At 65.1% G+C, this 12,262-nt stretch carries 22 protein-coding genes and 1 pseudogene; all 23 read left to right on the top strand.

What is annotated here, in order from left to right; translation table 11 throughout:
• Positions 1 to 136: pseudogene (tuf, locus tag HV824_RS20400) on the top strand (elongation factor Tu); the annotation flags it as partial.
• Between the two features lie 200 nt (positions 137 to 336).
• Entirely contained in the window at positions 337 to 645 is a 309-nt protein-coding gene (gene rpsJ / locus HV824_RS20395) for a 30S ribosomal protein S10 (protein ID WP_002633608.1), read from the top strand.
• A 53-nt stretch (positions 646 to 698) separates the two neighbouring features.
• Positions 699 to 1,322 (top strand): 50S ribosomal protein L4, encoded by a 624-nt coding sequence (gene rplD, locus HV824_RS20390; protein ID WP_002633607.1) that lies wholly within the window; start codon positions 699 to 701, stop codon positions 1,320 to 1,322.
• The gene (locus HV824_RS20385) at positions 1,319 to 1,612 is read left to right on the top strand and encodes a 50S ribosomal protein L23 (protein ID WP_002633606.1); all 294 of its coding nucleotides are present in this window, start codon (positions 1,319 to 1,321) and stop codon (positions 1,610 to 1,612) included. Before rplD ends, HV824_RS20385 begins: the two co-directional genes overlap by 4 nt.
• A gap of 34 nt (positions 1,613 to 1,646) precedes the next feature.
• Positions 1,647 to 2,492, top strand: a complete 846-nt coding sequence (gene rplB / locus HV824_RS20380; protein ID WP_176419433.1) for a 50S ribosomal protein L2 — start codon at positions 1,647 to 1,649, stop codon at positions 2,490 to 2,492.
• 9 nt (positions 2,493 to 2,501) lie between these two features.
• Entirely contained in the window at positions 2,502 to 2,789 is a 288-nt protein-coding gene (gene rpsS / locus HV824_RS20375; RefSeq protein WP_163779819.1) for a 30S ribosomal protein S19, read from the top strand.
• A gap of 35 nt (positions 2,790 to 2,824) precedes the next feature.
• Positions 2,825 to 3,169: a 50S ribosomal protein L22 gene (rplV, locus tag HV824_RS20370; protein WP_163779821.1), complete on the top strand. Its 345-nt coding sequence runs from the start codon at positions 2,825 to 2,827 to the stop codon at positions 3,167 to 3,169.
• A 46-nt stretch (positions 3,170 to 3,215) separates the two neighbouring features.
• Positions 3,216 to 3,878, top strand: a complete 663-nt coding sequence (gene rpsC / locus HV824_RS20365; RefSeq protein ID WP_002633602.1) for a 30S ribosomal protein S3 — start codon at positions 3,216 to 3,218, stop codon at positions 3,876 to 3,878.
• 66 nt (positions 3,879 to 3,944) lie between these two features.
• Positions 3,945 to 4,364 carry a 50S ribosomal protein L16 gene (gene rplP / locus HV824_RS20360; RefSeq protein WP_163779823.1) on the top strand — a complete coding sequence of 140 codons (420 nt, stop codon included), beginning with the start codon at positions 3,945 to 3,947 and terminating at the stop codon, positions 4,362 to 4,364.
• A gap of 44 nt (positions 4,365 to 4,408) precedes the next feature.
• Positions 4,409 to 4,621, top strand: coding sequence for a 50S ribosomal protein L29 (gene rpmC, locus HV824_RS20355; RefSeq protein WP_176419434.1), 213 nt, complete (start codon positions 4,409 to 4,411; stop codon positions 4,619 to 4,621).
• A gap of 83 nt (positions 4,622 to 4,704) precedes the next feature.
• Complete coding sequence (rpsQ, locus tag HV824_RS20350) at positions 4,705 to 5,031, top strand: 30S ribosomal protein S17 (RefSeq protein ID WP_176410557.1); 327 nt, start codon at positions 4,705 to 4,707, stop codon at positions 5,029 to 5,031.
• Between the two features lie 67 nt (positions 5,032 to 5,098).
• On the top strand, positions 5,099 to 5,467 hold the full coding sequence (rplN, locus tag HV824_RS20345; protein WP_163779830.1) for a 50S ribosomal protein L14: 369 nt from the start codon (positions 5,099 to 5,101) through the stop codon (positions 5,465 to 5,467).
• 43 nt (positions 5,468 to 5,510) lie between these two features.
• Positions 5,511 to 5,846, top strand: coding sequence for a 50S ribosomal protein L24 (rplX, locus tag HV824_RS20340; protein ID WP_002633597.1), 336 nt, complete (start codon positions 5,511 to 5,513; stop codon positions 5,844 to 5,846).
• Positions 5,847 to 6,027: 181 nt separating this feature from the next.
• Positions 6,028 to 6,681 (top strand): 50S ribosomal protein L5, encoded by a 654-nt coding sequence (gene rplE, locus HV824_RS20335; RefSeq protein ID WP_140791180.1) that lies wholly within the window; start codon positions 6,028 to 6,030, stop codon positions 6,679 to 6,681.
• Positions 6,682 to 6,708: 27 nt separating this feature from the next.
• Positions 6,709 to 6,894 carry a type Z 30S ribosomal protein S14 gene (locus tag HV824_RS20330; RefSeq protein ID WP_002633595.1) on the top strand — a complete coding sequence of 62 codons (186 nt, stop codon included), beginning with the start codon at positions 6,709 to 6,711 and terminating at the stop codon, positions 6,892 to 6,894.
• Positions 6,895 to 7,056: 162 nt separating this feature from the next.
• Positions 7,057 to 7,473, top strand: coding sequence for a 30S ribosomal protein S8 (gene rpsH / locus HV824_RS20325; RefSeq protein WP_140791182.1), 417 nt, complete (start codon positions 7,057 to 7,059; stop codon positions 7,471 to 7,473).
• Between the two features lie 64 nt (positions 7,474 to 7,537).
• A complete protein-coding gene (gene rplF, locus HV824_RS20320) occupies positions 7,538 to 8,104 on the top strand; it encodes a 50S ribosomal protein L6 (protein WP_176419435.1) in 567 nt (188 codons plus the stop codon).
• 108 nt (positions 8,105 to 8,212) lie between these two features.
• Positions 8,213 to 8,569: a 50S ribosomal protein L18 gene (rplR, locus tag HV824_RS20315; RefSeq protein WP_002633592.1), complete on the top strand. Its 357-nt coding sequence runs from the start codon at positions 8,213 to 8,215 to the stop codon at positions 8,567 to 8,569.
• Positions 8,570 to 8,591: 22 nt separating this feature from the next.
• On the top strand, positions 8,592 to 9,113 hold the full coding sequence (rpsE, locus tag HV824_RS20310; RefSeq protein ID WP_140791186.1) for a 30S ribosomal protein S5: 522 nt from the start codon (positions 8,592 to 8,594) through the stop codon (positions 9,111 to 9,113).
• Between the two features lie 3 nt (positions 9,114 to 9,116).
• On the top strand, positions 9,117 to 9,386 hold the full coding sequence (gene rpmD / locus HV824_RS20305) for a 50S ribosomal protein L30 (protein ID WP_176419436.1): 270 nt from the start codon (positions 9,117 to 9,119) through the stop codon (positions 9,384 to 9,386).
• A gap of 20 nt (positions 9,387 to 9,406) precedes the next feature.
• A complete protein-coding gene (gene rplO / locus HV824_RS20300; protein WP_140791189.1) occupies positions 9,407 to 9,934 on the top strand; it encodes a 50S ribosomal protein L15 in 528 nt (175 codons plus the stop codon).
• Positions 9,935 to 10,068: 134 nt separating this feature from the next.
• Entirely contained in the window at positions 10,069 to 11,415 is a 1,347-nt protein-coding gene (gene secY / locus HV824_RS20295; protein WP_176419437.1) for a preprotein translocase subunit SecY, read from the top strand.
• Positions 11,416 to 11,578: 163 nt separating this feature from the next.
• On the top strand, positions 11,579 to 12,226 hold the full coding sequence (locus HV824_RS20290) for an adenylate kinase (RefSeq protein WP_176424018.1): 648 nt from the start codon (positions 11,579 to 11,581) through the stop codon (positions 12,224 to 12,226).
• The last annotated feature ends 36 nt before the right edge of the window (positions 12,227 to 12,262 follow it).

Raw genomic sequence — 12,262 nt, 5'->3', positions numbered from 1 at the left:
GGTGATGCCGGGCGACAACATCGCCATCGAGGTGGAGCTCATCACCCCGGTGGCCATGGAGAAGGAGCTGCGCTTCGCGGTTCGCGAGGGTGGCCGCACGGTGGGCGCCGGCGTCGTGGCGGAAGTCGTCGAGTAGCCGAGACCCCCAACGGCTCCCTGGGTCCCCAGATGGGGAATTTTCAGGGAGCCGATGGGAATCCAGTTGCACACCCTGGGGCGGGATGGTAGACACCGCGCCCCTTCGTTCTGAAGAAACGGCTCTGTGAAATCCAGGGGATGTCGGTCGTAACGCCCTCCCGCGGCAGAGGCAGAGTTCGTCCAAAGAGGTTCTTGCGAATGGCGACACAGAAGATCCGCATCCGGCTGAAGGCGTACGACTCGAAGCTCCTGGACCAGAGTGCGGGTGAGATCGTCGAGACGGCCAAGCGCACGGGCGCGAAGGTGGCCGGTCCGATCCCCCTTCCCACGCGCATCAACAAGTTCACGGTGCTGCGGTCTCCGCACGTGGACAAGAAGAGCCGTGAGCAGTTCGAGATCCGCACGCACAAGCGCCTGCTCGATATCCTCGAGCCCACGCAGCAGACGCTGGATGCGCTGATGAAGCTGGATCTGTCGGCTGGCGTTGACGTCGAGATCAAGTCCTAGGAAGCGGGTGGGCGTTCGAGTGGTTTCACTCCGACCCCCGCGAGGAAAGTGCCATGGCGAAGTTTGACGTAGTCGACCTGGATTTGAAGAAGGTGTCGGAGATTGAGCTCTCCGACGATGTCTTCGGCACCGAGCCGAACGCCCACCTGTTCTACGAGGTGGCGAAGATGCAGCAGATCAACCGGCGCCGCGGCACGGTCGGGGTGAAGAACACCTCGCTGGTCAGCGGCGGCGGCAAGAAGCCCTGGAAGCAGAAGGGCACCGGCCGCGCTCGTCAGGGCTCCATTCGCGCTTCCCACTGGGTGGGCGGCGGTAAGGCGATGGCTCCCAAGGCGCGCGACTACTTCTACCGCCCGCCCCGCAAGGTGCGCCGCGGCGCCCTGAAGTCCGCGTTGTCCCTGCGGGCCCAGGAGAAGACGCTCATCATCCTGGACGGCTTCTCCCTGGATGCTCCGAAGAGCAAGCAGGCCTTCGAGGTCCTCACCAAGCGTCTGAAGCTCCAGAACGCCCTGGTGATTGACGACAAGGGCAACACCAACCTGCACCGCAGCGTGCGCAACCTGGCGAAGTTCGACGTGCTGCCGCCCGAGGGCCTGAACCTCGAGGCCGTTCTCCGGCACTCGCACCTCGTGCTCACGTCCGCGGCCGCGAAGACCCTCGAGGGGGCGCTGTCATGAATCTGAACGACGTCATCAAGGGCCCGCTCATCACGGAGAAGCTGGACAAGGCCCGCGAGAAGTTCCGCCAGTACTCGTTCATCGTCGACCGCAAGGCGACGAAGCACGACGTGGCCCGCGCGGTGGAGACGCTCTTCAAGGTCACCGTCGAGGGCGTGAACACCAACATCGTCCGCGGGAAGATCAAGCGGGTGGGTCGTAGCATCGGCAAGCGGCCCAACTTCAAGAAGGCGGTTGTGACGCTGAAGCAGGGCGACTCGATCGAACTCTTCGAGGGAGGGGCGGCCTGACGCCACGGCGTCGAGCCAGCCTGAGGAACACACCATGGGCATCAAGAAGTACAAGCCGACTAGCGCCGCCCGCCGTCTGATGACGGTGTCCGACTTCGCGGACATCACCAAGGACTCGCCCGAGAAGAGCCTCACCGAGCCGCTCAAGCGCTCCGGTGGTCGCAACGTTCACGGGCACATCACCCGCCGGCACCAGGGCGGCGGCCACAAGCGCCGCTACCGTGTCATCGACTTCAAGCGCCGGGACAAGGATGGCGTCCCCGCGAAGGTCGTGGCCGTCGAGTACGACCCGAACCGCACCGCCAACATCGCGCTGCTGCACTACGCGGACGGCGACAAGCGGTACATCCTCGCTCCGGTGGGCCTGAGCGTGGGTGACACGCTGTTCGCTGGCGAGGGCTCGGACATCCGGCCTGGCAACAGCCTGCCGCTGCAGAACATCCCGGTGGGTACGGTCATCCACAACGTGGAGCTGAAGCCGGGCCGTGGCGCCCAGGTCATCCGCTCCGCCGGCACGTCCGGACAGCTGATGGCGAAGGAGGAACGTTACGCGCAGGTGCGTATGCCCTCCGGCACCGTCCGCAAGGTCCTCATCGAGTGCCGCGCCACCGTGGGCCAGGTGGGCAACATCGAGCACGAAATCATCCGTATCGGCAAGGCGGGTAAGAGCCGCTGGCTGGGCATCCGTCCCACCGTCCGCGGTCTGGCGATGAACCCGGTCGACCACCCGCACGGCGGTGGTGAAGGCAAGTCCGGTCAGGGTAACCCGCACCCTGTGTCCCCGTGGGGCAAGAAGACCAAGGGACTCACCACGCGCACCAACAAGCGCACTGACAAGTTCATCGTCTCCGGCCGCCGCCAGGGCGCGCGCAGCCAGTAAGAGGATTCCATGGCTCGTTCGATCAAGAAGGGTCCGTTCGTAGACGACTTCCTCGTGAAGAAAATCGAGGACATGATCACGACGAACAAGAAGTCGGTCGTAAAGACGTGGTCCCGCCGCTCCACGATTCTTCCGGAGTTCGTGGGCCACACCTTCGCGGTGCACAACGGGAAGAAGTTCATCCCGGTGTTCGTCACGGAGAACATGGTTGGCCACAAGCTCGGCGAGTTCGCCCCGACGCGTACGTTCGGCGGTCACTCGGCGGAGAAGAAGGTCGCCAAGGCCCCGGGCAAGTAGCCTGGCGCATTGCCTGAGAGCCTGAGGAGAAGACCATGGAGTCGACTGCACATCTGCGTTTTCTGCGCATGAGCCCCCGCAAGATTTCTACCGTTGCGGAGCTCATCCGGGGCAAGCCTGTCGAGGCGGCCCTCAACATCCTGAAGTTCACCAAGCGCGCCGCGGCCAAGCCGGTGGAGATGCTCATCAAGAGCGCCGTGGCCAACGCGACTGACAAGTCCAAGGGCCAGGTCGACGTGGACACGCTCTACGTGAAGACCATCTCCGTGGACCAGGGTCCCACCCAGCGCCGGTTCATGCCGCGCGCCATGGGCCGGGCCACCCCCATCAAGAAGAAGACGGCCCACGTCCACGTGGTGCTCGCCGAGGCGAAGAAGTAGGACAGGACCCGTCGGGCCCTGCCCGGACGCTTCAAGGAGAATCACGTTGGGACAGAAAGTTCATCCGATCGGGTTCCGGCTTGGTGTCATCAAGACCTGGGACTCCAAGTGGTTCGAGCACAAGAACTACGCGCAGTGGCTCCACGAGGACATCCGCATCCGCGAGTTCGTGAAGAAGTCGCTGAATCACGCGGGCGTGTCGAAGGTGGAGATCGAGCGCGCGGCCAACAAGGTCAAGGTCAACGTGCACACCGCGCGGCCGGGCATCGTCATCGGCAAGCGTGGTGCGGGCATCGAGACGGTGAAGAAGGACCTCCAGCAGTTCACGAAGAACGAGGTCTTCCTCAACATCGTCGAGGTCCGCAAGGCGGAGACTGACGCGCAGCTGGTGGCGGAGAACATCGCCACGCAGCTCGAGCGCCGCATTGCCTTCCGCCGCGCCATGAAGAAGGCGCTGCAGACGGCGATGAAGTTCGGCGCCAAGGGCATCCGCGTGGCCTGCTCGGGCCGCCTCGGTGGCGCGGAGATGGCGCGCTACGAGTGGTACCGCGAGGGCCGCGTGCCCCTGCACACCCTGCGCGCGGACATTGACTACGGTTTCGCCGAGGCGAAGACGACCTACGGCAAGATCGGCTGCAAGGTCTGGGTCTGCAAGGGCGAGGTCCTCCCGGGCAAGGGTGGCCAGGCCCCCATGCCCTCCAACCGGTAACCAGCCCACCCGCGCCGGGCGCTCCCCCAAGGGGCGCCCGGGGCAGGGCGGCGAAGGACAGCGACGATGCTTCAGCCTGCTCGTACGAAGTACCGCAAGATGCACAAGGGCCGCATGCCTGGCAGTGCCCACCGGGGTAGCGACATGACCTACGGTGAGTACGGCCTGATGAGCCTCCAGCCGGGGTGGATCACCTCTCGGCAGATCGAGGCGGCTCGTATCGCGATGACGCGTCACGTGAAGCGTGGCGGCAAGATCTGGATCCGTATCTTCCCGGACAAGCCCATCACCAAGAAGCCCGCTGAGACCCGAATGGGTACCGGTAAGGGTGGCGTGGAGTACTACGTCGCGGTGGTGAAGCCCGGCCGCATCCTCTACGAGATGGAGGGGATGACGCCGGAAGTGGCCACTGGGGCGCTGAAGCTGGCGCAGGCGAAGCTGCCGGTGCTCACGAAGATCGTGACCCGCGCGGACCTGAGCCTCTAGGCACCGAGCGGCGGGGGCCGGTCCGTTGGACGGCTCCCTCTCGCATGGAGAGTGAAATGGCGACTGCGAAGGAATTGAAGGAACTGTCAGCGGACGACCTGAAGCAGCGCGCGGCCGAACTGCGTGCGACGCTGTTCCAGGACCAGCTGAAGCGGCGGACCGGTTCGCTGGACAACCCGGCTGAGCGCACCCAGCACCGGCGCGACCTGGCGCGGATCCTGACCGTGCTGACCCAGAAGACGAAGGCCCAGGGCTGAACACCCACGACTCCAAGCGCGCTCAGCTGATAGAGGAGCGCGTGCGGCCATCCGGGCACCAATGCCCGGGTGCATGAGAGACAGTGAGAGAGAAGATGGCTGAAGCGACCGAGACGCAGGCTGCCGAGACCTCCACCCGTGGCCGTCCCAAGACGCGCGTGGGGATTGTCACCTCCAACAAGATGCAGAAGACGGTGGTCGTCACCGTCCAGCGCCGGGCTCCGCACCCGAAGTACGGGAAGATCATGAGCCTGCGCGAGAAGTACAAGGCGCACGTGGAGGACCACGACTACCCCAAGAAGATCACCATCAACGAGGGTGATCGGGTCCGGATCGCCGAGACCAAGCCCGCTTCGAAGGACAAGCGTTGGCGCGTGGTCGAGGTGCTGGAGAAGAGCAAGAACGTCTAGCACGCATGTCCCTTCCGCGCGGCCGTGAGGCGGCGCGGGATGGTCACCGGCGACAGGAGATTTCCAGATGATTCAGATGACGAGCGTGCTCGACGTGGCGGACAACTCGGGCGCGAAGAAGGTGTTCTGCATCAAGGTGCTCGGCGGCTCGAAGCGCAAGTATGCGTCCATCGGCGACGTGATTGTCGTCTCGGTGCGCGAGGCGCTGCCCAACTCGAAGGTGAAGAAGGGTGACGTGGCCAAGGCCGTCATCGTTCGCACCAGGCGCGAGGTGGGTCGTCCGGACGGCAGCTACATCAAGTTCGATGGCAACTCCGCGGTCCTCATCAACAAGGACATGGAGCCCATTGGTACGCGTATCTTCGGGCCGGTGGCCCGTGAGCTCCGCGCCCGCAAGTTCATGAAGATCATCTCGCTGGCGCCCGAAGTCCTCTGAGAGGACAGCAGGCCGGACGGCGAGCAGCCAGAGAGAGGAAGCCATGCAGAAGCTGAAGGTGGGAGACACGGTCCAGGTCATGGCCGGGGCCGAGGCCTCCGAGAAGAACCCGGCGACCAAGCGCGGCAAGGTGCTGAAGATCGATCGCGAGGCTGAGCGCGTGACGGTCGAGGGCCTGCGCCTGGTCAAGCGTCACATGAAGAAGACGCCCCAGAGCCCTGAAGGCGGCATCGTCGAGAAGCCGGGCACGATCGCGCTGGCGAACGTGCAGGTGGTTTGCGTCAAGTGCGACAAGCCGACCCGGGTGGGCATCCGTACTGAAGGTGAAGAGGGTAAGAAGAAGCGGTTCTGTAAGAACTGCGACGCCCTGATTGACTAGGTGTCCGCGTTGGTGCATGTATGCGCGCCCTTTGCCCACCCCCGTGGTGGCGAAGGGCGGGTGTGCAGGCATGGAGGGCCCGTGGAGCAACAGGGGCCCTCGCGGTGTTTCCAGGTTCCAAACGAAGGACTGATCGGGCGTGCTGGGTCCACGACGGCGCCCCGAAGCAGAGGACAGGACGATGGCTGACGAGAAGAAGGCCGAGCAGAAGGAAAAGAAGGCGAAGCGGGGCAAGAAGGAAGAGGCCAAGAAGGTTGGCTTCGCCGCCAATATCGAGGAAGGCCTGGAGTCCAAGCCGGCCCGTCTGAAGGTGCGTTTCTTCAAGGAAGGTGTTCCGTCCCTCCTGAAGGAGCTGAGCCTGAAGAACCCGATGCAGGTTCCCCGGCTGGAGAAGATCGTCGTCAACATGGGTCTGGGCGAGGCGCTCGCCAACAACAAGATCCTGGAGTCGGCGGTGGACCAGCTCGCGGCGATCACCGGCCAGAAGCCGATCGTCACGCGCGCCCGGAAGTCCATCGCGAACTTCAAGCTGCGTCAGGGGCAGGCCATCGGTGCCGCCGTCACGCTGCGCGGCGACCGCATGTACGAATTCATGGACCGCCTCATCACCGTGGCGCTGCCGCGCGTGCGTGACTTCAAGGGCGTGTCCCCCAAGGCGTTCGACGGGAAGGGCAACTACACGCTCGGCGTGCGCGAGCAGATCATCTTCCCTGAGATCAACTACGACCAGATCGAGAAGGTGAAGGGGCTCAACATCAGCTTCGTCACCACTGCGGCCAACGACGAGCAGGGGCTGGCGCTGATGCGTCACTTCGGCATGCCGTTCCGTCAGTAAGCCCTCGAGCCAAGGACCCGACGAAACATGGCCAAGCTCTCCAAGATCGCCCAGGCAAAGCGCAAGCCGAAGTTCTCGGTGCGCCAGTACAACCGCTGCCCGCTGTGTGGCCGGCCGCGCGCGTTCCTGCGCAAGTTCAAGATGTGCCGTATCTGCCTCCGCAATCGCGCCCTCCGCGGCGAGATCACCGGCGTTACCAAGTCGTCCTGGTAGTCGGAAGGGCAGGGTGCCTGGCGGGCCTCACCGGCCGGCCAGGCACATCGAAGCAGGAAGTTCGTAGTGGCGGTCAACGCGAACCCCCGGGATGGGCCCGGCAGGCGCGGTGGCCGCGAACGCGAGGCGCTCGGTACGAGGCCTCGGTTTGGAAGGTACTCCATGCCGGTCAATGATCCCGTCGGCGACATGCTGACCCGCCTGCGCAACGCTTCGCGCGCGCGTCACGACAAGGTCGTCATCCCCCACTCGAAGCTCAAGCTCGAGATCATCAAGGTCCTCAAGGACGAGGGCTACATCGGCGAGTTCGTGGTGCACGAGCAGACGGTGCAGAACAAGCGCACGGTGTTCCCGGAGATCTCCGTGCAGCTGAAGTACGGTCCGGACCGCGCGCCTGCCATCACCGGTATCCGTCGCGTGTCGAAGCCGGGCCTGCGCCGCTACGCCGCCGTGCGTGAGATTCCGCAGGTGCTGGGTGGTCTGGGTATCTCCATCCTCTCCACCTCGCGTGGCATCATGGTGGATTCCGAGGCCCGCAAGCAGAAGGTCGGCGGCGAGCTGCTCTGCACCGTCTACTAGCCAGCCGCCCGGGTGCGGCGCCCCGTGAGGGAGCGCGCCCCAGGCACACAGGACCGAGGCAACCATGAGTCGGATTGGAAAACTGGCGATCAAGCTCGGCGACAAGACGAAGGCCGTCATCGCCGGCGAGCAGGTGAACTTCGAGGGCCCCAAGGGCAAGCTGTCCGTGAAGCTGCCTGGCAAGGTCAAGGTCGAGATCAAGGACGGCGAGATGACCGTGCAGCGCGAGGATGACTCGCGTGAGGCGCGCAGTCTGCACGGCCTGACCCGGACCATCCTCGCGAACGCGGCGAAGGGTGTGAGCACGGGCTTCGAGAAGAAGCTGGACATCCGCGGCGTTGGCTTCCGCGCCGAGGTGAAGGGCAAGGCCATTCACTTCGCGCTGGGCTACTCGCACCCGGTGGTCTTCAACCTGCCCGAGGGCGTGACCGCTGAAGTCGACAAGGCGCCGCGCAACGAGGACAGCCTGCCCACCGTGGGCCTGACGCTCCGTTCTTCGGACAAGGAAGTGCTGGGCGCGACGGCGGTGAACATCCGCTCGCTGCGTCCGCCGGAGCCCTACAAGGGCAAGGGCATCAAGTACTCCGAGGAGCGCATCCGCCGCAAGGAGGGCAAGACCGGTACGACCTAGTCGTCCCGTCTTTCCTGAGTGTTCCAAACTCCACCGGGTCCGCTGGACCTGGTGGCATCATCCGGCGGCGGAAGGCCGCATCGCCTCCGGACGGAAAAGGAAGCAGCCATGCCTACGAAGATCGAAGCCCGTCTCAAGAGGAAGAACCGCATCCGCAAGAAGCTGTCGGGCACGACAGAGCGGCCGCGGCTCACCGTCTACAAGAGCCTCAAGCACATCTACGCGCAGGTGGTGGACGACACCACGGGCAAGACGCTTGCGTTTGCTTCGTCGCTGTCCAAGGACCTGAAGGGTCAGGACGAGGGCGACAAGAAGGCGGACGCGAAGCGTGTTGGTTCCCTGATTGCGCAGAAGTGCAAGGCCGCCAACGTCGAAGCGGTGGTGTTCGACCGCAACGGCTTCCCTTATCACGGGCGCATCGCCGCCGTGGCCGACGCCGCGCGCGAGGCCGGGCTGAAGTTCTAAGAATTCGAAAGGAATCCCCCAAGTGGCAACTCCGATCAATCCGAACGATCTGGACCTCACCGACCGCGTGGTGAATATCAACCGCGTGGCCAAGGTCGTGAAGGGCGGCCGCCGTTTCTCGTTCGCCGCCCTGGTGGTGGTGGGGGACGGCGCCGGACACGTGGGCGTCGGCCTGGGTAAGGCCAACGAAGTCCCCGAGGCCATCCGCAAGGGTGGTGAGAACGCGAAGAAGAACCTGTTCCGCGTCCCGCTCGTGGGTCACACCATTCCGCACGAGGTGCTCGGGCACTTCGGCGCTGGCTGGGTGCTGCTGAAGCCGGCCAGCCAGGGTACGGGCGTCATCGCCGGCGGCGCGGTTCGCGCGGTGCTGGAGGCGGCGGGCATCCGGAACATCCTGACCAAGAGCCAGGGTTCACGGAACCCGCACAACGTGCTGAAGGCCACTGTCGCGGGCCTGAAGCTGCTGCGCAGCGCGGAGCAGGTTTCGCGTCTCCGTGGCAAGGACGTCGAGCCGGCGAAGCTCGCCGGGGAGCAGAGGGGCTAGCCCATGGCGCTCAAGGTAAAGCTGGTGAAGAGCTTTTCGGGGTCGTCCAGAGAGATGCTGGACACCATCCGTGGGCTGGGCCTGAAGAAGTTCGGTGACGAGCGGCTCCTCAAGGACACGCCTGCGATTCGCGGGATGGCGTTCAAGGTGAAGCACCTGGTCACCCTGGAAACCGTTTCCGACGAGGCACCGGCGCCCAAGCGCCGTAAGCCCGCCAAGATTGCCCTGCGGGAGCGGGCGATCGCGTATCAGGCCAAGCAGCACAAGGCCTGAGTCACGAGAGGATCGAGACGATGAGCACTCTGAACAAACTGCAGCGTCCGGCGCGCTCGTGGCACCGCAAGAAGCGCGTGGGCCGCGGCCAGGGTAGTGGTCTTGGCAAGACGGCCGGCCGCGGTGGTAAGGGCCAGAAGGCCCGCAGCGGCAACATGCGGTTCGAAGGCTTCGAGGGCGGCCAGAGCCCCCTGCAGCGGCGCCTGCCGAAGTTTGGCTTCACGCCGCCGAACCGGACCGTCTATGCGGTCGTCAACCTGTCGGACCTCGAGCAGCACTTCGATGCCGGCGCCACGGCGGACGTGGAGACGCTGCGCAAGGTCGGTCTGGTCAAGGGCCGCTACCACGGCGTGAAGCTGCTGGCCCGCGGCGAGCTGACCAAGAAGGTCACCGTGGTCGTGCACAAGGCTTCTGAGGCGGCGAAGGCTGCCATCCAGAAGGCGGGCGGTGCGGTGGAAGAAATTCCGCTGGTGGCCCACAAGCCGGAGTCCGCGGCCAAGGCGCACGCTGGCAAGGGCGTCAAGGCTCCCCGGCAGCCCAAGGCCTGAGCGTGTCTGGCGCGCATCACTTGCTAGTGGTGCGCGCAGTTTCGCTTGTGTAGGCTTCTGCGCCCCTTTCCCGCTCGTGGAACAGGGGCGTTTTGTCGTCCTGGCAGAACCCTCTCGAAGAGGATGGCTACCCCGTGGCTCTGAACGCCTTCGCCAACGTCTTCCGTATCGCTGAGCTGCGCAGTCGGCTCGCGTATACGCTCGCGCTGCTCGCCGTCTATCGCATCGGCATCTTCATCAACACGCCAGGCGTGGACCGTTCGGCGATGAACGCGTTCATGGACGCCCAGAAGCAGTCGGGCGGCCTCGTCTCGCTGTTCAACCTCTTCTCCGGCGGCGCGCTGGAGCAGATGTCCATCTTCGGATTGGGCATCATGCCGTACGTCAGCGCCTCCATCATCATGCAACTGCTCGCCGTCGTGGTACCCAGCCTGGAGCGGCTGCAGAAGGAGGGCGCCGGCGGCCGGCAGAAGATCAACCAGTACACCCGCTACGGCACGATCGCGCTGTCCATCGTGCAGGGCATTGGCATCTCGCGGTGGCTGGCGTCGCTGGGCCGCTCCGACGGTGGCCAGAGCGGCTTCAACCAGGTGGTCGTCCCCGACGACAGCGTCTGGTTCACCTTCATGACGGTGGTCAGCCTCACGGCTGGCACGGCCTTCATCATGTGGCTGGGTGAGCGCATCACCGAGCGCGGCATCGGCAACGGTATCTCGCTCATCATCTTCGCCGGTATCGTGGCGGGTCTGCTCCCGGGCGCGAAGCAGTTGATGGACCTGACCCGTCAGGACGTCATCTCGGTGGCCGAGGTGGTCGCGCTGGTCTTCTTCATGCTCGTCATCATCGCCGCGGTCGTCTATGTGGAGCGCGGCATGCGGCGCATCCCCATCCAGTACGCCAAGCGGATGGCGGGACGCCGGATGTTCGCCGGCCAGGCGACCTACTTCCCGATGAAGGTGAACACCTCGGGCGTGATTCCGCCCATCTTCGCGGGCGCCGTGCTGTCGTTCCCGGCCACGCTGGGGACCTGGTTCCCGTTCCTGCAGGGCTTCCAGCGCGCCATCGAAGGCAACCTGTGGATCTACAACGGGTTGTTCGTCGTGATGGTCATCTTCTTCGCCTACTTCTACACGGCGCTGACGTTCCGGCCGGACGACGTGGCGGACAACATCAAGAAGCAGGGTGGCTACATCCCGGGCATCCGTCCGGGCCGCCAGACGGCGGAGTTCATCGAGCGCGTGCTCAACCGGCTCACGTTTGGTGGCGCCATCTATCTGTCGGTCGTCTGCGTGATTCCGTCGGTCATCAGCGGCCTGCTGGGGGTGCGGTTCACCTTCGGCGGTACGGCGCTGCTGATTGTCGTGGGTGTGGCGCTGGATACGGTGCAGCAGATTGAGGGGCACCTCATCAGTCGTAACTACGAGGGCTTCGCCGGCCCTCGCGGCCCGCGCATCCGGGGCCGGGTGCGCGTGGCGGCCTGAGCCTCCGCGCGGGCGTTCCGGGCGCCTCTCCCCGTCGCGGGGAGGGGCGCCTCGTCGTTCCCAGGCTAGGTGTTGTTCAAGGATATTCGCTGGTGCACACGGAGCGCGCTCGGAGGTTTGAGTCCTACGACTTCCGTGCCTTCCTTCGGAGCTGAGAGGACACATGAACCTGATCCTGTTGGGGCCGCCGAACGCGGGGAAGGGGACGCAGGCGAAGCGACTGTTCGCCGACTTCCAAATCCCCCAGATCTCCACCGGGGACATCCTCCGCAAGGCAGTCGCGGAGGGCACGGAGCTGGGCAAGGTGGCCGGCCCGCTGATGGCGGCCGGACAGTACGTCCCGGACGACGTCGTGATTGGTATCGTCGAAGAGCGCCTCAAGGAGGCGGACGTGGCCAAGGGCTTCGTCCTGGATGGCTTCCCACGCACGCCGGGACAGGCGGACGCGCTGGACAAGATGCTGAGCCGCCTGGGCAAGCAGCTGAGCGCCGTCATCTCGCTCGAGGTGCCGCACGCGAAGCTGGTGGAGCGGGGCTCCGGACGGCGGGTCTGCCCGGCGGACGGCAGCGTCTACCACGTCTACCAGAGCCCCCCGAAGCGGGCGGGGTACTGTGACAAGTGCAACACCGGGCTCGTCCAGCGCCCGGATGACATGCCCGAGGTCATCGAAAAGCGGCTCCAGAAGTATGATTCGGAGACGGCGCCGCTGAAGGCCTTCTATGAGAAGAAGGGCCTGCTCAAGAGCGTGGACGGCGTGGGAACGCCCGAGGGAATCTACGAGGAGATCAGGGCCGCGGCGGGCAAGTCCTGATCCGCCTGGCGTTCAGGGGAGGGCCTGGTGGGGGCC

Origin of the sequence: Myxococcus sp. AM009 (genome assembly GCF_013372605.1) — a bacterium.
Taxonomy (GTDB): Bacteria; Myxococcota; Myxococcia; order Myxococcales; family Myxococcaceae; genus Myxococcus; species Myxococcus vastator.
This window is presented reverse-complemented; position numbering and strand designations above follow the sequence as displayed.